Annotated in this window: 14 protein-coding genes and 2 pseudogenes; 9 read left to right on the top strand and 7 right to left on the bottom strand. The window is 63.0% G+C overall.

Annotated features, from left to right (window positions below; all coding sequences use genetic code 11):
• Nucleotides 1–268: 268 nt before the first annotated feature.
• A complete protein-coding gene (locus AC629_RS17910) occupies nucleotides 269–646 on the bottom strand; it encodes a cupin domain-containing protein (RefSeq protein ID WP_084806362.1) in 378 nt (125 codons plus the stop codon).
• A gap of 55 nt (nucleotides 647–701) precedes the next feature.
• Between AC629_RS17910 and AC629_RS17905 the strand changes: the two genes are divergently transcribed.
• Nucleotides 702–1136: a GNAT family N-acetyltransferase gene (locus AC629_RS17905; RefSeq protein ID WP_084806366.1), complete on the top strand. Its 435-nt coding sequence runs from the start codon at nucleotides 702–704 to the stop codon at nucleotides 1134–1136.
• A 209-nt stretch (nucleotides 1137–1345) separates the two neighbouring features.
• On the opposite strand, the gene AC629_RS17900 is transcribed toward AC629_RS17905, so the two are convergent.
• On the bottom strand, nucleotides 1346–2230 hold the full coding sequence (locus tag AC629_RS17900; RefSeq protein WP_168195516.1) for an SDR family NAD(P)-dependent oxidoreductase: 885 nt from the start codon (nucleotides 2228–2230) through the stop codon (nucleotides 1346–1348).
• 873 nt (nucleotides 2231–3103) lie between these two features.
• Here AC629_RS17900 and AC629_RS17895 point away from each other — a divergent pair.
• The 4 genes from AC629_RS17895 to rnz all read left to right on the top strand — a co-directional run bounded on the left by AC629_RS17895 (nucleotide 3104) and on the right by rnz (nucleotide 7732).
• Nucleotides 3104–4321: a multidrug effflux MFS transporter gene (locus AC629_RS17895; protein WP_084806360.1), complete on the top strand. Its 1218-nt coding sequence runs from the start codon at nucleotides 3104–3106 to the stop codon at nucleotides 4319–4321.
• A 15-nt stretch (nucleotides 4322–4336) separates the two neighbouring features.
• Nucleotides 4337–5734, top strand: a complete 1398-nt coding sequence (gene guaD, locus AC629_RS17890) for a guanine deaminase (protein WP_084806359.1) — start codon at nucleotides 4337–4339, stop codon at nucleotides 5732–5734.
• 14 nt (nucleotides 5735–5748) lie between these two features.
• Nucleotides 5749–6732 (top strand): putative antibiotic biosynthesis monooxygenase, encoded by a 984-nt coding sequence (locus AC629_RS17885; protein ID WP_084806358.1) that lies wholly within the window; start codon nucleotides 5749–5751, stop codon nucleotides 6730–6732.
• Between the two features lie 97 nt (nucleotides 6733–6829).
• Nucleotides 6830–7732, top strand: coding sequence for a ribonuclease Z (gene rnz / locus AC629_RS17880; RefSeq protein ID WP_084806365.1), 903 nt, complete (start codon nucleotides 6830–6832; stop codon nucleotides 7730–7732).
• A 68-nt stretch (nucleotides 7733–7800) separates the two neighbouring features.
• Here rnz and AC629_RS17875 read toward each other — a convergent pair whose 3' ends face one another.
• The 3 genes from AC629_RS17875 to AC629_RS50185 all read right to left on the bottom strand — a co-directional run bounded on the left by AC629_RS17875 (nucleotide 7801) and on the right by AC629_RS50185 (nucleotide 11820).
• Nucleotides 7801–9300, bottom strand: coding sequence for an amidase (locus AC629_RS17875; protein WP_084806357.1), 1500 nt, complete (start codon nucleotides 9298–9300; stop codon nucleotides 7801–7803).
• Between the two features lie 475 nt (nucleotides 9301–9775).
• Entirely contained in the window at nucleotides 9776–10837 is a 1062-nt protein-coding gene (locus tag AC629_RS17870) for an IS5 family transposase (RefSeq protein ID WP_283846975.1), read from the bottom strand.
• A gap of 491 nt (nucleotides 10838–11328) precedes the next feature.
• A complete protein-coding gene (locus AC629_RS50185; RefSeq protein WP_349531121.1) occupies nucleotides 11329–11820 on the bottom strand; it encodes a hypothetical protein in 492 nt (163 codons plus the stop codon).
• A gap of 406 nt (nucleotides 11821–12226) precedes the next feature.
• Here AC629_RS50185 and AC629_RS17860 point away from each other — a divergent pair, with 406 nt between their 5' ends.
• From AC629_RS17860 to AC629_RS17840, 4 genes and pseudogenes are all read left to right on the top strand, one after another.
• Entirely contained in the window at nucleotides 12227–13165 is a 939-nt protein-coding gene (locus AC629_RS17860) for an SMP-30/gluconolactonase/LRE family protein (protein ID WP_084806364.1), read from the top strand.
• Between the two features lie 137 nt (nucleotides 13166–13302).
• Nucleotides 13303–14123: pseudogene (locus AC629_RS17855) on the top strand (L,D-transpeptidase); the annotation flags it as partial.
• Nucleotides 14124–14849: 726 nt separating this feature from the next.
• Nucleotides 14850–15464, top strand: a complete 615-nt coding sequence (locus tag AC629_RS17845) for a cell envelope biogenesis protein TolA (RefSeq protein ID WP_084806355.1) — start codon at nucleotides 14850–14852, stop codon at nucleotides 15462–15464.
• A 44-nt stretch (nucleotides 15465–15508) separates the two neighbouring features.
• Nucleotides 15509–16282 carry an SDR family NAD(P)-dependent oxidoreductase gene (locus AC629_RS17840; protein WP_084806363.1) on the top strand — a complete coding sequence of 258 codons (774 nt, stop codon included), beginning with the start codon at nucleotides 15509–15511 and terminating at the stop codon, nucleotides 16280–16282.
• Between the two features lie 81 nt (nucleotides 16283–16363).
• Here AC629_RS17840 and AC629_RS17835 read toward each other — a convergent pair whose 3' ends face one another.
• Both AC629_RS17835 and dinB read right to left on the bottom strand, forming a co-directional pair.
• Nucleotides 16364–17260 carry a 3'-5' exonuclease gene (locus tag AC629_RS17835; protein ID WP_084806354.1) on the bottom strand — a complete coding sequence of 299 codons (897 nt, stop codon included), beginning with the start codon at nucleotides 17258–17260 and terminating at the stop codon, nucleotides 16364–16366.
• A 65-nt stretch (nucleotides 17261–17325) separates the two neighbouring features.
• Nucleotides 17326–18354 (bottom strand): annotated as a pseudogene (dinB, locus tag AC629_RS17830) (DNA polymerase IV); the annotation flags it as partial.
• Between the last annotated feature and the right edge of the window lie 97 nt (nucleotides 18355–18451).

Genomic DNA, 18451 nt, shown 5'->3' with positions numbered 1-18451 from the left:
GCTGATATCCATGATGGCCCGGAGCACTGCGCTCCAAGCAGAGGCCGGATACATTGATGCAAGACCACAGCTGCCGGATCGTCGAAATCTTCTTGCACCGCGCGGCCGGACCATACATTGGGGTCAATCGCGTCGTTTAGGCCGCCGGTTGATTACCGCCGGTCTACCCCCGAAGAGCAGACATTCATGGTGTCCAAAGGCATGTCGCGGATGACAGGAGCGGAAATCTCACCTTGGGCGCAGTGGCGACCGGACTTGAGCGGTTCGATCAGGCATCGCCAGTGGGCACGATTGCGGCGGTCTCGACCATCAAGATCACGCTCCTTTCGGGCGCGCGCGTACAATGCAACACTCCCTTCGGCACAGTGAAACCCTGATTGGGCAGCAACTCGATTGAGTGTCCCTCAAGATCGATTATGAAACGGCCGCTGAGGACGAAGAAGAACTCGTCGTCATTGTCGTGCTTGTGCCAATGGTACTCGCCTTGCATGACGCCGAGGCGGATAACGGAATCGTTCACCTTGCACAGGGTCTGATTGTACCATTGATCGGTGACCGTCTTCGCTAATGAAAAAACGTCGATCAATGTCAGTGGATCGAACTTGATGTCCAGATAGGTGGCATATGGGTACGCCGTCTCGGCCATCGGTGTCTCCTCGGATGTCAGGTGTGACGCATTATCGGAACCTTAGGTGGACGACATGGACCTTCAAATAGAGCCCCAGCACGACCTGTCTCCAAAGGAGCTCGATACAATCGAGGTTCATCTATACGAACACAACAGTAGGGTGACAGGAAGGCACGATGGTCAAGGCTTGGGCTTTGTAGTCCGCGATGAATTGGGACAGGTGATCGGTGTCGCGGCTGGTTACACATGGGCCGGCATTTCTGAACTGAGACAAATGTGGGTCGATCAGGCATATCGGGGCCGGGGATACGGGCGCGCACTGCTGAATGCTTTCGTCGAGGAGGCAGGCATTCGAGGTGTTCGCCGGATTTGGGTGTCGAGTTACGACTTCCAAGCGCCCGAAATGTATGAAGAGGCTGGCTTCAAGCGTATGGCCGAGTTCGAAGGATGGCCCGAAGGTCATATCAACGTGGTCCTCTGCAAGACGCTTTCAGACCAAGAGAAATGAACTCCAAGGTCTATTGCGAGTCAGACTCGGAAAAGCTCGTGCCGAGCATAACGAGTCCGTTTTACCCCCTCGATGATCTCGTCGGCGCGGGCCGACACCGTTGGTGATATTTCAAGCCCGGGCACTTTCGCGGTCTTGAGGTTATGACAAACTCGAATTTGACCGACCTGATCGTCGGCAGGTCTGCCGGGCTTCGACGAGCAGTTCGATTACCCGGGCTCGAACGGACCAGGCTCGGAGAAGCCCTCGATCGATTCGACCTTTGCGTAGTTCTCGGCGATGCTCTCGGGTGTCAGATGTGGATCGTAGAAGCCAGGTCCCATGACGATAGCGATCCGTTGGATTGCTCCGGCTTCCACGTTGTAGATGCGGTTCGTCTCCGAACAACCGTCGCTTGCCAGCCAGACGATCGCGGGCGCAACAGCCTCAACCGGCATGGTGGCTTTTCCATCTGCTTCAGACACGCGGGATCCCGCGGCCGGGTGCATCCTCGTGTACCCGACTGGCGAAATGGTGTTCACGAGAATGCCATGCTCTGAACCTTCAATTGCAAGAATGCGCATCAATCCGACCACTGCGCTCTTGGCTGCAGCATAGGCGGCTTGGCCACGCATGCCGAACAGGCCGACGACGGACGTCGTCAGGATGATCTTCCCATGCCGCTGTGCGACCATGTGCGGCCAGGCAGCCTTCACCGTGTTAACCGGCCCACCGAGGTGCACGCGCCAATACTGATCAAATTCATCAAGGGTGGTGTCCTCGAATGGCTGGCTTCCGCAGATACCGGCGTTGTTCACGAGAAGGTCGATTCTCCCGAAATGCTCGATGGTCATCGCGATCAGGTCCCTGCCGCCTTGAGGGGTGGAAACATCACTGTCATTCGCGATTGCGTCGCCTCCGCGTGACCGGATGAGGTCGGCCACCTCTTCCGCTATCCCCGAGTCCTTCCCGAACCCCGATACGTTGGTCCCCAGGTCGTTCACCACGACCCGGGCACCGCGTTCGGCGAGAAGTTCGACGTACGCCCGCCCCAGCCCGCGGCCTGCCCCAGTCACAACCGCGACCTTCCCCTCCAACGAAATTCGTTCGGTCATCTCACTATCCTCCTCGACATGACGTACTTCTTTGCCGCGTCGATCGTCCGGGCGAAGGGTTCCATCCAATCGGCCATATACGTGGCGCTGTGCAGTTTTGCCTTTCGTAGTACCCAGAAAAATCAACGCACCCGGAGGTGCTCGTTCCAGCTCGCGATCCGGTTGATGTGTCTTGTGGGCCCATAAGGCGAAATTCCCGTGCCTTTGGCGCATTTCCGCGTTACCCTAGAAAGCAGACATCGGCTGTTTATGCGTACAGCCCTAATTGACCTGGGACTTAAGTCAGCTCGTCAATTTAGACTTGCATGCAAGATCCTACGGCCCTCGCGTTCTACGTCGCCGCCGTCCTCTCGACATGACGTGTTCTGCGACTGATTGCGAAGCGTTGCGACAAGTGCCGAGCGGCGCCGTGCAGGCGGTCGAGGCGCAGTCAGCTAGAGCGTAGTGCTCGGCCTTGCGCATTCAACGGCGGTACGGATGTCGAAGCGGGCCATACATTCGCAGCAGCGATGCCTTCCGAAAGGTTAATGGCATCGGCGCGACGGTCAATTCGGAATTGGCGATCATCCAATCCTGCGCCTGTTTTGCCCGACGTGTCAAACGCCCTCGCTGGCGAGGCGCAAACCATGCCGGACGGAATTCTTCAATGATCTGTACTTTGCATGGGGTTGTTTTGGCGTTTTTTGGTGGAGCATCCCTAGGCAGCGAGCGCCAGAGCATCGGCCGTCAGAGTCCGCATCGATACGGGAACCCCTAAGAGTTTTTATACACAGTTCTGGCACGGTCCCTCGCGTCAAGACCCGCAACCCCATCGTCGTATCTCATTACGCGCACGAAAAGACGTGAGCTCGCGGGCATCGAGGGGCGTTACCCATGACTGCACTTGCTTCGGACACCAGTCGCGCGAAGGGTGGGATCGTGCCGATCCTGCTGTGCGTCGTGCCGTTCAGCCAGATTCCGCTCGATGCCTATACGCCAGGCCTGCCGCAGATGGTGGTGGATCTCGCCACCGATTCCGCGTCGATGCAGAACACCGTCACCGCCTACATGCTCGGCATGAGTCTCGCGCTGGTGCCGGTCGGCATCGCTTCCGACACGCTCGGCCGCCGTAACGTCCTGCTCGCGGGCCTGACGATGCTGATCGCGATGAGCATTGCCTGTGCGCTGGCCACCAGCGCGTCGCTGCTGCTTGCGCTGCGTTTCCTGCAAGGCATCGGCGGCTGCACTTGCCTCGTCGTCGCCTATGCGGTCGCTGCCGACTGTTTTCGCGGACGCGAGCTCACCGCAATCTCCGGCCTGCTCGGGGCGGCGTGGGGCCTCGCACCTGTGCTTGCGCCGGCGGCCGGCGGCTTCATCGTCGAGTTGACGTCCTGGCGCGGAGTCTTCGTCATCATTGCCGTCGCCGCGGCAATCGTCGCCGCGATCGTCGTGCTGCTGCTGCCCGAAACACTGCCGGCTGATCGGCGCGCGCCGTTCGATCCGCGCCGTACGGCAGACATCTTGCGCGATGCGCTCGTCCGTCCGGGTTTCCTGGCCTTCGTGCTGGTCTTCGCCGCGGCAGCGAGCGCGCAGCTGGCGTTTGGTGTCGTCGCGCCGTTCTTCTATCAAACCGGCCTCGGCTATTCGGCGGCCGTCTACGGCCTCGTCGCGCTCGGCCTTGGCGGGGTGAATCTCGCCGGCGAGCTCGGCTGCGCGCATTTCGCGCGCTTCATGCCGGCCCGCATGATGGGCTTCGGCGCCTTCGCGCTGTTTCTTGCCGGCGCTGCGGTCCTGACCGCGACCGGCATGGCTTTCGGCCTCAGCTTTGTGTCGATCACGATCGGCGGTGCGCTGGTGCTCGCTGGCTGCGGCGTCCTGTGCCCGATGATGTACGGCATGGCGCTCGGCCTGTTTGAACGCGACCACGGCCTGATCGGCGGCCTCATCAGTGCGCTCTGCTATCTGGCCGTGAGTGGCGTGATGGCAATCGCGGCGGTGTTGCCCGAAGCGACGCAGGCGCCGATCGGATGGCTTTATCTCGGCCTCTGCGCCGTCGCGGGTTCGCTGCTTGCGATCTCGCTTCCCACGGCGCGCCACGCCACACAGACTTAAGGAAGGAACCAATTCATGACCACCGTCGGTATTCGCGGCACATTCTTCGACTTCGTCGACGATCCCTGGAAGCACATCGGCAACGAGCAGGCGGCCGCGCGCTTTCATCAGGACGGACTCATGGTCGTCGCCGACGGCGTCATCAAGGCGTTCGGTCCCTACGCGAAGGTCGCCGCCGCGCATCCTGGCGTCGAGGTCACCCACATCAAGAACCGCATCATCGTCCCGGGCTTCATCGATGGCCACATCCACCTGCCGCAGACCCGTGTGCTCGGAGCCTATGGCGAGCAGCTGCTGCCGTGGCTGCAGATGTGGATCTACCCGGAAGAGCTCAAATACCGGGATCGTAACTACGCGCGGGAGGGCGTGAAGCGCTTCCTCGACGCGCTGCTTGCCTCCGGCACCACCACGTGCCAGGCATTCACGAGCTCCTCGCCGGTCTCGACCGAGGAGCTGTTCGAGGAAGCAAGCCGCCGCAACATGCGCGTGATCGCAGGCCTCACAGGCATCGATCGCAACGCGCCGGCCGACTATGTCGACACGCCCGAGAACTTCTATCGCGACAGCAAGCGGCTGATCGCGCAGTACCACAACAAGGGCCGCAACCTCTACGCCATCACGCCGCGCTTCGCCTTCGGCGCCTCGCCAGACTTGTTGAAGGCGTGCCAGCGCCTCAAGCACGAGCATCCGGACTGCTGGGTCAACACCCACATCTCCGAGAACCCGGCAGAATGCCGCGGCGTGCTCGTCGAGCATCCGGACTGCCAGGACTATCTCGGCGTCTACGAGAAGTTCGGCCTGGTCGGCCCGAAATTCTCCGGCGGTCACGGCGTCTATCTCTCGGACAGCGAATTCCGCCGTATGTCGAAGAAGGGCGCCGCGGTGGTGTTCTGTCCGTGCTCGAACCTGTTCCTTGGCAGCGGTCTGTTCCGCCTTGGCCGCGCCACCGATCCGGAGCATCGCGTCAAGATGTCGTTCGGCACTGACGTCGGCGGCGGCAATCGGTTCTCGATGATCAGCGTGCTCGACGACGCCTACAAGGTCGGCATGTGCAACAACACGCTGCTCGATGGCAGCATCGATCCGGTGCGCAAGGATCTCGCCGAGGCCGAGCGCAACAAGCTCTCGCCCTACCGCGGCTTCTGGTCGATCACGCTCGGCGGTGCCGAAGGCCTCTACATCGACGACAAGCTCGGCAATTTCGAGCCCGGCAAGGAGGCCGATTTCGTCGCACTCGATCCGAACGGCGGCCAGGCGGCGCAGCCCTGGCACCAGTCGCTGATCGCCGACGGCAACGGGCCGCGCACGATCGAGGAGGCGGCAAACATGCTGTTCGCCGTCATGATGGTCGGCGACGATCGCTGCGTCGACGAGACCTGGGTGATGGGCAAGCGTCTCTACAAGAAGGGCTGAAGCGGACGGCCGCGATGAGCGCATCTCCTGACACGGCCGGCCAGCCGGTCGCCCTCGTCATCCAGCGCCGCATCACTGATGACGGCTTTGCCGCGTTCGCGCGGTGGAACGGCGAGGTGGGGGAGGTGCTCAAGACGTGGCCCGGCTTCCTGGGGCAGGAGGTGGTGCCGCCGCAGCCGCCGGCGCATGTGGACTGGGTGACGATCCTGCGCTTCGCGAGCCCGGCTGCGGCACGTGCCTGGCTTCAGAGCAATGTGCGGGCGCGGCTCATCGCAGAGGTGCAGCGCTTCTTCGTCGGGTCGGAGGACGTTCATATCCTGCCCGATACCGGCGTCGAGCGTGACAGCGCGGTCTCCGCCGTGATCTCGTTCAAGGTGCCAGATGGGCTCGAAGATGCGTTCCTGAAATGGCAGCAGCGCATTCAGGCCGCTGAGGCCGAGTTCAAGGGGTTCTTGCGCCACAAGATCGAGCGGCCGATTCCGGGCCTGCACGAGGAATGGATCATCATCCTGTCGTTCGACTGCGATGCCAACCTCAATGCATGGCTCGACTCGCCCTTGCGAAAGACGCTGCTCGAGGAGGGCGCGCGCTTCAACGCCGGCATGAACGTGAAGCGGGCGAGCTACGGCTTCAATTTCTGGTTCCCGGCGGGCAAGACTCCGGCTCCGGAGCAAACCCCTGGCCTGATCTGGAAGAGCAACCTCATTGTCCTGCTGGTGCTCTATCCCGTGGTCTTCCTCTGGGGCTATTTCGTCAGCGCGCCGCTGATCGATAGCCACGGCGTGCCGGTCTGGCTGTCGCTGTTCGTCGGCAATCTCGTGAGCACACAGCTGCTCGGCTGGTGGCTTGTGCCCGCCGCCTTCAGGGCGCTCAACTGGTGGATCACGCCGAAGGCCACGCTCGGCCGCCAGATCGGGGGATACGCAATTCTTGTCGCGCTCTATGCCGGGTCGATGGTTCTGTACGCGCTGCTGCTCGCGTGGCATTGGGGGCGGTGAGGCCGTCCAGCTTCTGCGGCGTTGAGGTTTAGTCGGGGAGAGGATAGCTCTCTGGTGATCGAAGGCGGCTTCCAGGCCTGCTGGACAAGTGACGACCATGTTCGCCCTGACATTTCTCGGGACCTCGGCAAGCGTTCCCTCTGCAGAGCGCAACCATCCGGCCATCCTCGTGGAGGCGGCGGGCAAGCGCATCCTGGTTGATTGCGGCGAAGGCACGCAGCGCCAGTTGCTGCGCAGCGGCGCCGGCTTTCGGCGGCTTGACCGTATCCTGCTGACGCATGGTCATCTCGACCACGTGCTCGGTATCCCCGGCCTCTTTTCAACGCTGGGGGTGCGGCAGAGCTCCGAGGCGATGACCGTTCATGCAGGACCAGGCACGCTCGATATCGTCATCCGAATGCTCGCGGGCCTGTGGGGCGCGGGCAGGGCGCCGATCCCTGTGAAGTTCGCGTGGCTGACCGAAGGACAGGTCATCGACGCCGGTGAATTCACGATCGACTGTTTTCCGGTCCGCCACCGCGACACCGATAGTTTTGGTTTTGCCTTCCAGAGCCCCGCTCGCCGCCATCTTCAGCCGGAGCGCCTCGCGTCGCTCAGTGTTCCCGACGGTCCCATGCGCGGAGAACTGGCCGCAGGACGACCGGTCGTGATCGCTGGCCGAACGATCGATCCGGAAGACGTCCTGGGGCCGCCGAGCGGCGGCAGGAAGCTGGTCGTGATCGGCGACACCGAAACCACCGATGGGCTATCCCAATACGTTGCTGGTGCCGATGTGCTGGTGATCGAGGCGACGTTCCTGGATCGCGACGCGGCCACCGCGCGGGATTATGGCCATCTCACTGCGGCAGAGGCGGCTTCCCTTGCTGCCGCGAACAACGTCAAGGAGCTCGTGCTCACTCACCAGTCGGGTCGCTATGATGACCAAGAGGTCCTGGCCGAGGCGGCAAAGATCTTCCCGAACAGCCGGATCGCCGCCGATTTCGATCGGATCGTTGTTTAGGCGGCGCGCTCAGCTCGACGGGCTCGATTTGATTGCGAGGCCCTGAACCTCGCGCGAGGCCGCGAATATCAAGCTGGCGTAGAAAGCGACGGCGGCGGGATAAAGCCGCCGAACTCACGTTCGAGCAACCCAGCGAGCGCGATCGTCGTGCGGTCCTCCAGATACGGCCCGATGATCTGCACGCCGATTGGCAGCCCCGACGGCGACCGATCGATTGGAACGGCAGTCGCCGGGAGACCGCAGGTCGACGCCGGATCTGCCCAGATGAAGCAGGCATCGGCGTAGGGATACGCCTTGCCGTCGATGTCGAGTTGACGCGCATCGAACGGCTCGGAATGGTCGTGCGGGAAGGCCGGCACGGCCGCGGCCGGGTAGATGACCGCGTCGTAGTCGCGGAACAGCGCGTGCCATTGCTGTTGCAGCCGCAGGCGCATCGCATCGGTTGCCAGCCACTCACGATGGATCATGGCCCAGCCGCGCGTACGTTCGGCCTGCAGGCTGCGGTCGTCCGGCGCCAGGGCGGCGGCCAGTCCCTGCGCCTCGGCGAGGGCCTCCGGCGTCAGGCGTGGGCTGCGGGCTGCGTTCAACAGCTTCATGTAGAGACGCGCGGATTCCGCAAGATCGGGTAGCGCCGCGCTTGAGCGCGCGACCTTCGCGCCTGACTTCGCGAGCCGGCTGGCCAGTCGCCCGATGGCGGAACGTACGGCTTCACCCGTCGGCATCAACGGATGGGTATCGACAACGAGGATCCTGAAGTCCTTGAGATCGTCATGCCGGGGAGCGGGCAGGGCAAGGCGATAACCGATGCCGTCACGCGCTTCGTCCGGGCCGGCGATCACGTCGAGCGACAATGCGAGGTCGGAGGCGCGGCGCGCCATCGGTCCAATCACGGCAAGGTCGCCCTGGCCTGGAACGGGTGGCGCCGGCGGCAGGCTGTATCCCCGTAACGGGACCAGGCCGAGGCTCGGCTTGTGTCCGAAGACGCCGCAGAAATGCGCGGGCACGCGGATCGAGCCGCCGATGTCCGAACCGATCGAGAGCGGACCGAACCCCGCGGCCAGGGCCGCTCCGGATCCGCCTGAGGAGCCTCCGGGCGAACGACCGAGGTCCCAAGGGTTCTTCGTGGTCCCGTAAATCTCGTTGTAGCTCTGGAAATCCCTGAGACCGATCGGGATATTGGTCTTGCCGATGATGATTGCGCCCGCCGCCTTCAGCCGGGAGACGATCAGCGCATCCTCTGCCGGCTGGAAATCCCTGAAATGCGGAAAGCCCCAGGTGGTCGGCAGGCCCGCGACGTTGAAGGGCTCCTTCAGTGTCACGGGTATGCCGAGGAGGGGCCGTCGTTCGCCGCGACCAAGCGCGGCATCGGCGGCTCGCGCCGCCTCTCTTGCGCGATCGAAATCGCGAACGACGACGGCGTTGATCTCTCGGTCCAGCGCCTCGATGCGCGCAATCGTGTGCTCGAGCAGCTCCGATGCCGACATCTTGCGCGCGAGCAAGGCGCCAAACAGTGCGCCGATCGAACCGTAATCCAGGTCAGGGGCGTCTGCGGGTAACCCTCGCTGCATAGCGATCTCCATCGTGTCTCATTGCGGTGTTCAGGCTGCCATGGCCGCAAGCCGATGTTGGTAGCTAGCACGGGGTTTCGGCGATCGGGCAGATGACGCAATGCGAGCGGTGCCCTCCACAACACCCTGGCGCATCGACAGGATCTCCTTCGGCAGTCGGTATCGGTCACCGGTGTCGACCCGAGGCAGGGATCGCGCAGCCCAGCGAGGAGATTACGATCATCCAAACCGCCCTCGCCACGCTCGCACCGGAACAGGCCTGACAAGCCTGTCCCAGGCCCCCGCCGCCGGGTTCACAGGCTAGTGCACCGCAGCGCTTGCCAGTCCAAGTCCGAGCGGGTAGAACGCTGCCACGCCCGAGCCGTGATTTGCGCCAAACGCGCTTCCGGCCGCAGTCGGACAATTCAATAAATTATTGAATTTGTTCGACTATTCCATTGGGGAATGGTGTAACGGTAGCATATCTAGTCGTCCGTTAAGAAGCCGGATTGAGCCGATCTGGAGAGGCGAGCGTTCGCCATAGCAGTCCCAGGAACAGGCCCAAGAATTCTCTGAGCCAGGCGAGGATGCGGCGGAAGTTGTGACCGACGGCTGAGAGGACGACGTTGGCGGCATCGCCGGCGCGGCCTTTGAGGTAGCAGCGGCCGAGATGGCCTTCGGCCTTCATGTGTCCGATGATGGGCTCGATGGCGGAGCGGCGGCGCAGCTCGCGCTTGATGACACCGAAGACGCCGCGCTTCTGGCCGGAGATGAAGACGCGACGCGGATTCTGCGCGTCGTGACCGCGGTATCCCTTGTCGACATAGGCCCGCTCGATCGGACTGCCGGTGAGTGTCTCGGTGCGATCGATGACGTCCCGCAAGGTGTGACCATCGTACGGATTGTCGGGCATCGCGCTCGCATGCAGCACGAACAGGCCACCGGGAGCGCGGCAATTGTTGGTGACGATGGAGGCCTTCACTCCGAACTCGTAGGGCGCGGCGGCCTTGCCCTTGCCGATGCACTCCGCCTCCGGGGCATGGAAGGAATAAAGCTTCCAGCCGCGCTGGCGCTGCTGTTGCGAGCGGATCTGGCTGGCTCGGCCAAGCGGGAGGGCAAACGTCTCCTGCAGTGCCGGCTGGCCCGCGATCTTGCGGCGGATGTCGCGGATGATCCGGCCCAGTCGGCTGCGCAGGATGCGCAACTGCCGCTGATGCCGCCCGAACTGTTTGGCATGAGCGTAGCGACCCGCCATCATCGCCGCGGCCTTGGCAACGCGACAATAGGATTGCCGCAGCCTGACGTCGTGCCGTCTCGCCAGGCGGTTCAGCCCCTTGATGGCCGCATGCAAGAGCTTGGCATCGGTCGGAAAGGTGATGGCCTTTGGTTGCACCGTGGTGTCGACCGTGACGCGCTTGAGGTCCTGGCTGCGCAATGCGCCGGCCTCGTGCGCCACCCGCAGGCTCTCGGCCAGCAGCAGTTCCAGCTTGTCGCCGAGCCGCTTGCGCCAATGGCTCAGGTCTGAACGCTCGTGCGGGAAAGCGGGCCTGACCCGCACGTCGCAGAAGGGCCAAAGGACTTGTATGGGGTGATTGATGTCAAGGCATTTGTGTTATTGGCGATCTCCTTGTTCGGCCGGGCTGCGACATCTCCTCGTCCCGACCTGCTTTTTGATAGGCTGCTGCGCGGAGCGGCGGTCAAGGGTGGCCGAAGGCCATCGCGGAGCGACTTGGCCTTGACGGCCGCGAGCACAGCGGCATTCCTTGCAGGATCGGGGCGGACGCCGGTCCTGTTAGCAGCTGAGACGATACCGAGGGGAGCTCGCCATCGTGCGCGCCGATCGCGCGCCACGAACTTGTATTCGGCCGACCCGAGAGAGGATCGCAACCATGATGCAGTCATGCGCATCGGCGGCGAAGCTCCGAGATGGCGGGCCCATTCTAAACCGCGGTACAGGGACCATAGTCCAACATCGGGTTGCCGCCACCTCGGTTCATCAGCTGCAGCTCGGCATCGATAAGACGCTCGGCTGCAGCAACTCAGTTGTCCTTATGCGGCCGGGCGCAGCAGCAGACCGGCCGGCGTCTCGCCGGTTGTCACGAGCCGCCACAGCGCAATGAGGAGCTTGCGCGCGAGCGCCACGATCATCGTCTTGCGCGTGCCGCCGCGAGCATCGGAAGTTCGCTTCCGATACCACGCGGTCAGTGCGCTGGCCTTCTGATGCACGAGATGTCCCCAGGCGAGCTCGATCATACCGCGGCGCACGCGGGCATTGCCCGCTTCTGTGCTCGCGGCCGTCAAGGCCAAGTCGCTCCGCGATGGCCTTCGGCCACCCTTGACCGCCGCTCCGCGCTGCGGCGCCGGTGAAATCGCAAACGTCACCCATGCGGTCCATCCTTGCGGCCGGTTCTCCACTTCGAGGTCCCTGTATCCCTTCAGGTTGAGATAACCTTGGTAGCTCTCGGCAACTGGAAAGATGAAACCGATCTGCGGGCCGATGCCAGCGGTCTGTGCTTTGAACGGGCCGACACGGGCGCTCATGCTAGTTGCCGAGCACGCTATGCCGGCGCTGAAGCCGTCGTTCTACAAGCTCGACCGTTCGGCAGATGTCTTCAGCTGGGACCTGGTCTAACGCAAAGAAAGCACGCTCTCTCTTGTTGCGCGCCCGCCAATGCAGGCAGATGCTTTCCTCCCAACAAAAAATTGGGAGGAGACCATGACAATCCCACGGACCTTTTTTGATATTCAGAATAAAGCCCGCGACGTCAACCGCCGCACGCTCCTGAAGGGCGCTGCGGCATTGGCTGCGACGGGCGCGACCATGCAAGCGGCGTCGGCTGCGGCCGTAGCGCCGTTAGGCCAAACGGGCGCTCCAACGACGGACACCCAGCCGCTGCCCTTGGGGCCGCTGCAGGGAGGCCGCTATCCGGATTCGCACCTCGAGTCGATGAAGAAGCCCAAGGCTCCCTCGTTCGGGCCTACCGGTTTCCCGGCCTTCGCCGGCACCATGGCGGTTGAGCGCGTCGCGACCGGTTTTCGCTGGGCCGAGGGACCGGTTTACTTCCCGGCCGGGCGCTACGTGCTGTTTAGTGACATTCCCAACAACCGCATCATGCGTTTTTGCGAGGATGACGGTCACTTAAGCGTATACCGCCAGCCGTCGATGAACTCCAACGGCAACACCATCGATCGGGAAGGACGCCTGATCACTTGCGAGCATGCCGGCCGGCGGGTCACGCGGACCGAACTCGACGGCTCGATCACCGTCATCGCCGACAAGTACAACGGCAAGAGGCTGAACTCGCCGAACGATGCGGTTGTCGCTTCCGATGGCTCGATCTGGTTCACCGATCCGATCTACGGCATCGGCGGCTACTATGAGGGCATCAAGGCCGAGCCCGAGCAGGAAAAGCACAACGTCTACCGGGTCGACCCGAAATCCGGTGACATCAAGGTTGTTGTCGACGACTTCGTCGAGCCCAATGGCATTGCCTTCTCGCCTGACGAGAAGAAGCTCTATGTCATCGACACTGGCTTCACCGACGGGCCGGACAACCCGTCGCATATCCGCGTGTTCGACGTGGATCATGCGGCCGGAAAGCTGTCGAACAGCAAAGTCTTCGCGGACATGCCCAAGCCCAGCATTACCGACGGGGTGCGCACTGACACCGCCGGGCGCGTCTGGTTGTCAGTAGGTTGGGGCGATCCGAACGAGGACGGCGTGCGCTGCTACACGGCTGAGGGCGATCTGCTCGGCAAGATCCACATCCCGGAAACTGTCGCCAACCTCTGCTTCGGTGGTCAGCAGCGAAACAGGCTCTACATCTGTGGCTCAACATCGCTCTACGCGGTCTACACGAGTGCGCAGGGCGCCTTGAAGCCGTGACCACCCGCTTGCGACGCGTCATGGCCGGGCTCGTCCCGGCCATGGACGTCCTTGGGACTGGCGAGTAGCCGGCGAGCTCCGGTCACTACCCCGCATTCCGCAACCCTTGGATTCGGAGAATTGGGCGTCCGCGCTAGGAATGGCTCAAGACCCGCGCCGACGCCAAGCTCGCGTTTGCCGGCAAGGCGCTCGCCGCCGCGAAGACGGACCAAGCCAAGGCACGGCCGAGGACCTGAAGCAGAAGGCCGCCCCCAAGGCCGCGGAAGCGGGGACGCAGCTCGACACAGCCAAGGCCGACGCGAAGTCGAAACTCGACGCCGCCGCCGCAAAGGACGCCGCCAAGACGGCCGAGACCAAGAAAGCCGACGCCGCCAAGGCAGCGAACGAGGCGAAGCTCGCGCTCGAGCCGGTCTCGGTCTACATTAGCCGCGCGACGCGGAAGCTCTACGTGCGGCGCAACATGCATAGGCGGTGGCCGGACGGGGGCGAGATGTTCGATGCGACCATTGAGGTTCCGGTCACGATCCGCAATCTCGACAAGCCGATCGGCACACATGTGTTCACGGCGGTGGCGCGCAACGACGCCGGTCTGCGCTGGACCGCGGTCACGATCGACAACGGGGACGACGCCAAGGACGCGCACGACCGCATCACCATCCCGCAGGATGTGCTCGATCGCATCGCCCGACCGCAGTACCGCGTCCTCGATCATCGTCTCGGAGAGCCATTGAGCCGCGAGACCAACTATCGCACCGAGTTCGTCGCGGTGCTGAACAACCAGCCCCAGGGCGGCTTCGTAACGCGCCGGCCTACGGTCGATGTCCCCGTTGCGAGCGGCAACGACTGGGGCAACGACGGCTTCGGCTTCTTTTTTCAGCGCAATTGGAACTCGCAACCTGGCAACACGAGTCCGCGCGCTGGCCAATACAATCAACCGATGCAACAGCGCTGGTGGTAAGACGCGGGCACGCCACGCGTTGGCCGCATGGTCGCTCAGGGTCACGAGCCGTAATATTTGTGGTGAGCAAATCACGTCAGCTATGCCTCCGAAAAGAGACCGGAGCGAGGACACGAGAACGTAACCCCTCGGGGTGACGGCAGTGCTCCGAAAACAGCACCGCCGATAGCCGGGACCGGAGCACGCGTTCGTTAGCGGGCGGCCTCGCGTGGTCTTAGTCGCGCTTCGGCACGCGGCGACAAAGATCGATTTCGTTGATTTCGCTTAGTTTTCGTCCGGACTCGATCGCGTTCGTTGCGCTTTGATGCGTTCGTTTCTGGTGCGAAACTGGTGCGGTGGTGGAATGTTTCGGCCCGCCCGGCTTTAGTCGGCTGGGCGCGAGGAGCGCGCGTGGGGCAAGGCTGCACCCTGCGCTCGTGAACCGAGCGCCGTAGGGTCGTGCCCCCCGTGATGGTGTAGCTCGGCAGAGCAAAGCCGTCCGCACGCGCGCCCACATACAGCGCTGTAGCGGGCGGACGGCTTTGCGGTGGTCATCGAGGATACGCCGGGAGCATCGGTCCGCCGCTCCCAACCTGGTGGTACTGCGCACAAAGGACGGTGCAGCCTCGCTGTCCGATCTCGTCCACTGGTGGCTGCGACTCCCTGTTGATGGCGTTCCTGCTGGGCATCCTGGTGGCCCGTCGGCGATAAAAGCGGTCAACGTGTGACGGCCGGCGCGCGGGATCCATGCCGAAAAAGCTGAAAACGTTTCAGACTTCGTTGGGCTTCTACGATCTGGCGATCGCCGCGCCGTCGATGAAGGCGGCATTGGAGTCCTGGGGCGCCGGAAGCAATCTCTTTCATCAGGGCGTCGCCCGCGAGACGGACGACCCCGAAGTGGTCGCAGCGACCATGGCGAAGCCCGGCGTGGTCCTCAAGCGTCCGGCTGGGTCGAACGGGCGCTTCGCAGAGCACTCGGAGCTGCCCTCCGATCTTGGAGTTGACGAAGTCCGTCCTCGACCCGCCAAGAAATCTTCGAAACCGAAGAGGCGTCCGCCTCCGAAGATTGGCGAGGCGGAAGCCCGCCAGGCCGCGCTGGAGTTCGAGAAGGAGCAGAGGCGGCGCGAAGCCGAGCGCCGGCGCGAAGAAGCCGCGCGGGCAAAAGAGCGCGAAAAACGGGAAAAGGCAGTTGCGAAGGCTCAAGCCGCACTCGATGGTGCTAGAGACGAACACGATGCCAAAACGAGGAAAATCGAAGCCGAGCGTGAAGACTTGGAACAGCGGGCCCGGGACGAGGAGGTCCGCTGGGAGAAGCAGAAAGAAACGCTCGAAACCGCGTTACGACGGGCGCGCGAATCCTGAGTTCAGACTCGCGGCGTTCGAAAATGGACGTTGGAGGGAAGAAGATGGCGATCGTCTTTATCACTGGCAGCACGGACGGGCTCGGTCGGGCGGCGGCGCAGTCGCTTCTTGCCGATGGTCATCAAGTGGTGATGCACGCCCGATCGGCGGATCGCGCGGCGACCATCGGCGAGTTCGCGTCGCGGGCCGCAGGAATCGTCATCGGCGATCTTCGCAGCGCGGCCCAGACCAGAAGCATCGCAGATCAAGTCAACGCAATCGGGCGCATGGATGCGATCATCCACAACGCCGGTGTTTACACGGAACGGAGCCGCGGCTCGACCCCCGAGGGGCACGCCGGCGTCCTTTCAGTAAACACGCTTGCGCCGTACATGCTCACTGCGCTGATCCAGCGTCCCGCCCGGCTGATTTATCTCAGTAGCGGCCTCCACCGCGGCGGAGAGGGCTCGCTGGGCGATCTTGACTGGACGAAGCGAAGCTGGGATCCGGCAAAGGCTTACGCCGAGAGCAAGCTTCACGTCGCCGCGCTGGCTTTTGCGCTTGCGCGAGTCTGGCCGCAGGTGTTGAGCAACGCCGTTGATCCCGGCTGGGTGCGCACAAGGATGGGCGGCCCCGGGGCGCCGGTGGACCTGGAGACTGGACAACGAACCCAGACCAGGCTGGCGGCAAGCGAAGAACCGGCCGTCAAAGTCAGTGGTCGCTACTGGCATCATCTCCGGCAGGAGCAGCCGGCCAGGGAGGCCGCCGAACCAAAATTCCAGGACCAGCTCATCGCCAAATTAGGCGAGCTGACCGGCGTGGCACTTCCTCAGGCTTAGCATAACGGGCGGTGCTTGCCCGCGTCGCTGGCTCGAGACCGTCGAGCTGTGGCGAGGAGAGCGGGCGCAGGGGCGTCTGCCTCATGCCCGGACCGAAAACCGGTCGAATGCCGTCAGAGTTTGCAATCGCGGCTCTACGTCACGGAGATAGATCTCCGTCTTGAGGAACGTGATTTCGTCACCCAGCTTGGCTTCGTCGACGTCGACGTACCACGACCGCGGTCTGCCATCGCTTCCGTCGCTCCAGCGGTAACCGCGGCGCTTGAGCAAGTCCTTGAGGTCGAACGGCGATTGCTCGGCCCAGACTCGCATCGTTCTCTTGCGGGCTTGCTCGAGCAGGACAGCGAGCGCCGACGTGCCGGTCGTTGGCAGATCGAATGCGAGAATCTCTAGCAGGGCGTGGCAGTCGTCGATGGCTCTATGTGCCTGGTGAAAGAAGCCAGCGCCGTTCAGGAGATAGCCCAGGCGCGAGCCCTCGAAGCCATGCTTCCGCCACTCGACCTCCGTCGCCGAACAGCCCCAGGCCTTCCGCTGGAATACTGGCCAGTAACGCTCGGCGAATTTGCGGTCGAAGCTCGCGTTGTGGGCAATGACGATTACGGCGTCGTCCGCGAACGACGAGACGGCTATCTCGTCGATCCGTTGCCCGGCGACCATCTCGTTCGTGATCCCCGTAAGCGCGATCACCTCCGGCGGGATTGGCGAAGTCGGTTCGTTGAACGATGAGAAGACGTCCTTGATGCCCGCGATGCGGCCGTCGGGCAGGTAGTCGAACTTGAGCATCCCAAGCTCGATGACCTCGTCATTCTGCTGATCCAAACCGGTCGTCTCCACGTCGAGCAAAATGCCGGTTTTCGTGCTTTGACCAGTGGATGGAGCAAAAGTCTCCCGACGCACCAGGCGCCGAAGGACGCGGTAATCGGCAGATTTGGCCAAGGCCTCTGCCATGGCGGCCAGGGTCAATTCAGTTTCGAGCATTGGGTTGGTTTCGCTCCTCCGGACACCTGTGCAGCGATCTGGCCGAGCCGCAAATCTAGTCCCGGTCAAAGCCCGAAATCCAGTTGCGACTCCGCATCATCCCCGGCTTGAAGCGAGGACAGCGATACGCCCAGTAGGCGTACCGGCTTCGGAAGAGGCATGTTGTCCTGCAGCAGATTGGTCGTCAGTTCTGCGAGATCGTTGCGGCTCGCGACGGCCGAAGGGACGGACCGACTGCGCGTAATGACCTCGAAGTCGGCGAACTTCACCTTGAGCATCACCGTTCGGCCGCGCGTGCCAGCCAATTCGCAGTGCCGCCAGACCTTGTCGATCAACGGTTCGAGCTCAGCCGCCAAGGCACCGAATTCAGTTAGATCGGTCGAGAACGTGTTTTCTGCACCGACGGATTTTCGGATCCGGTTGGCTCGAACAGGCCTTTCGTCGATGCCGCGCGAAATCCAGTAGTAGTAGGCACCCGACTTGCCGAAATTCGCGTTCAAGAACTCCAGCGTCTGGTTGCGCATGTCGAGACCCGTGAAGATGCCGAGCGCATTCATCTTTGCACTGGTCGCCGGACCTATTCCGTGGAATTTGCCCACGGGCAGCGCCTCTACGAAGGCTGGTCCCATCTCGGGCGAAATGACGAACTGTCCGTTGGGCTTGCGATGATCGGACGCGAGCTTCGCCAGAAACTTGTTGTAGGAGATGCCTGCCGAAGCGTTAAGGCCGGTCTCGGCCTTTATCTTTTCGCGGATGCGCAAGGCGATGTCCCTGGCGAGTGGAATGCCTTGAAGGTTTTCGGTCACGTCCAGATAGGCTTCGTCGAGCGACAAGGGCTCGATGATCGGCGTGTGCTCGGCGAAGATCTCACGGATTTGCCGACTGATCGTCTTGTAGACTTCGAAGCGCGGCTTGACGAAGATCAGATCGGGACACTGCCGTTTCGCCGTGACTGACGCCATCGCGGAGCGCACGCCGAATTTCCTGGCTTCGTAGCTCGCCGCTGCCACGACGCCTCGCTCCGCCGAGCCGCCAACTGCGACTGGCTTGCCGCGAAGCTCCGGATTGTCGCGCTGTTCTACGGACGCATAGAACGGGTAGAGTAGGCGATGAGCGCCAGTTCCGCCTTACGGCGGATGGTTTCTCATCGCCTCTCGCCGAACCGGACATGCGCCTTTCGGTACGCATCCG

It is taken from the genome of Bradyrhizobium sp. NAS80.1, assembly GCF_001908205.1.
Lineage (GTDB): Bacteria > Pseudomonadota > Alphaproteobacteria > Rhizobiales > Xanthobacteraceae > Bradyrhizobium.
The sequence above is the reverse complement of the archived record's forward strand: the minus strand, read 5'-3'. Positions and strand labels throughout refer to the sequence as shown.

What these genes read in the sequence shown, in the direction of transcription:
- AC629_RS17910 (WP_084806362.1), bottom strand. Translation starts at nt 646, where the DNA reads ATGGCCGAGACGGCGTACCCATATGCCACCTATCTGGACATCAAGTTC.
- AC629_RS17905 (WP_084806366.1), top strand. Translation starts at nt 702, where the DNA reads ATGGACCTTCAAATAGAGCCCCAGCACGACCTGTCTCCAAAGGAGCTC.
- AC629_RS17900 (WP_168195516.1), bottom strand. Translation starts at nt 2,230, where the DNA reads ATGACCGAACGAATTTCGTTGGAGGGGAAGGTCGCGGTTGTGACTGGG.
- AC629_RS17895 (WP_084806360.1), top strand. Translation starts at nt 3,104, where the DNA reads ATGACTGCACTTGCTTCGGACACCAGTCGCGCGAAGGGTGGGATCGTG.
- guaD (WP_084806359.1), top strand. Translation starts at nt 4,337, where the DNA reads ATGACCACCGTCGGTATTCGCGGCACATTCTTCGACTTCGTCGACGAT.
- AC629_RS17885 (WP_084806358.1), top strand. Translation starts at nt 5,749, where the DNA reads ATGAGCGCATCTCCTGACACGGCCGGCCAGCCGGTCGCCCTCGTCATC.
- rnz (WP_084806365.1), top strand. Translation starts at nt 6,830, where the DNA reads ATGTTCGCCCTGACATTTCTCGGGACCTCGGCAAGCGTTCCCTCTGCA.
- AC629_RS17875 (WP_084806357.1), bottom strand. Translation starts at nt 9,300, where the DNA reads ATGCAGCGAGGGTTACCCGCAGACGCCCCTGACCTGGATTACGGTTCG.
- AC629_RS50185 (WP_349531121.1), bottom strand. Translation starts at nt 11,820, where the DNA reads ATGAGCGCCCGTGTCGGCCCGTTCAAAGCACAGACCGCTGGCATCGGC.
- AC629_RS17860 (WP_084806364.1), top strand. Translation starts at nt 12,227, where the DNA reads ATGAAGAAGCCCAAGGCTCCCTCGTTCGGGCCTACCGGTTTCCCGGCC.
- AC629_RS17845 (WP_084806355.1), top strand. Translation starts at nt 14,850, where the DNA reads ATGCCGAAAAAGCTGAAAACGTTTCAGACTTCGTTGGGCTTCTACGAT.
- AC629_RS17840 (WP_084806363.1), top strand. Translation starts at nt 15,509, where the DNA reads ATGGCGATCGTCTTTATCACTGGCAGCACGGACGGGCTCGGTCGGGCG.
- AC629_RS17835 (WP_084806354.1), bottom strand. Translation starts at nt 17,260, where the DNA reads ATGCTCGAAACTGAATTGACCCTGGCCGCCATGGCAGAGGCCTTGGCC.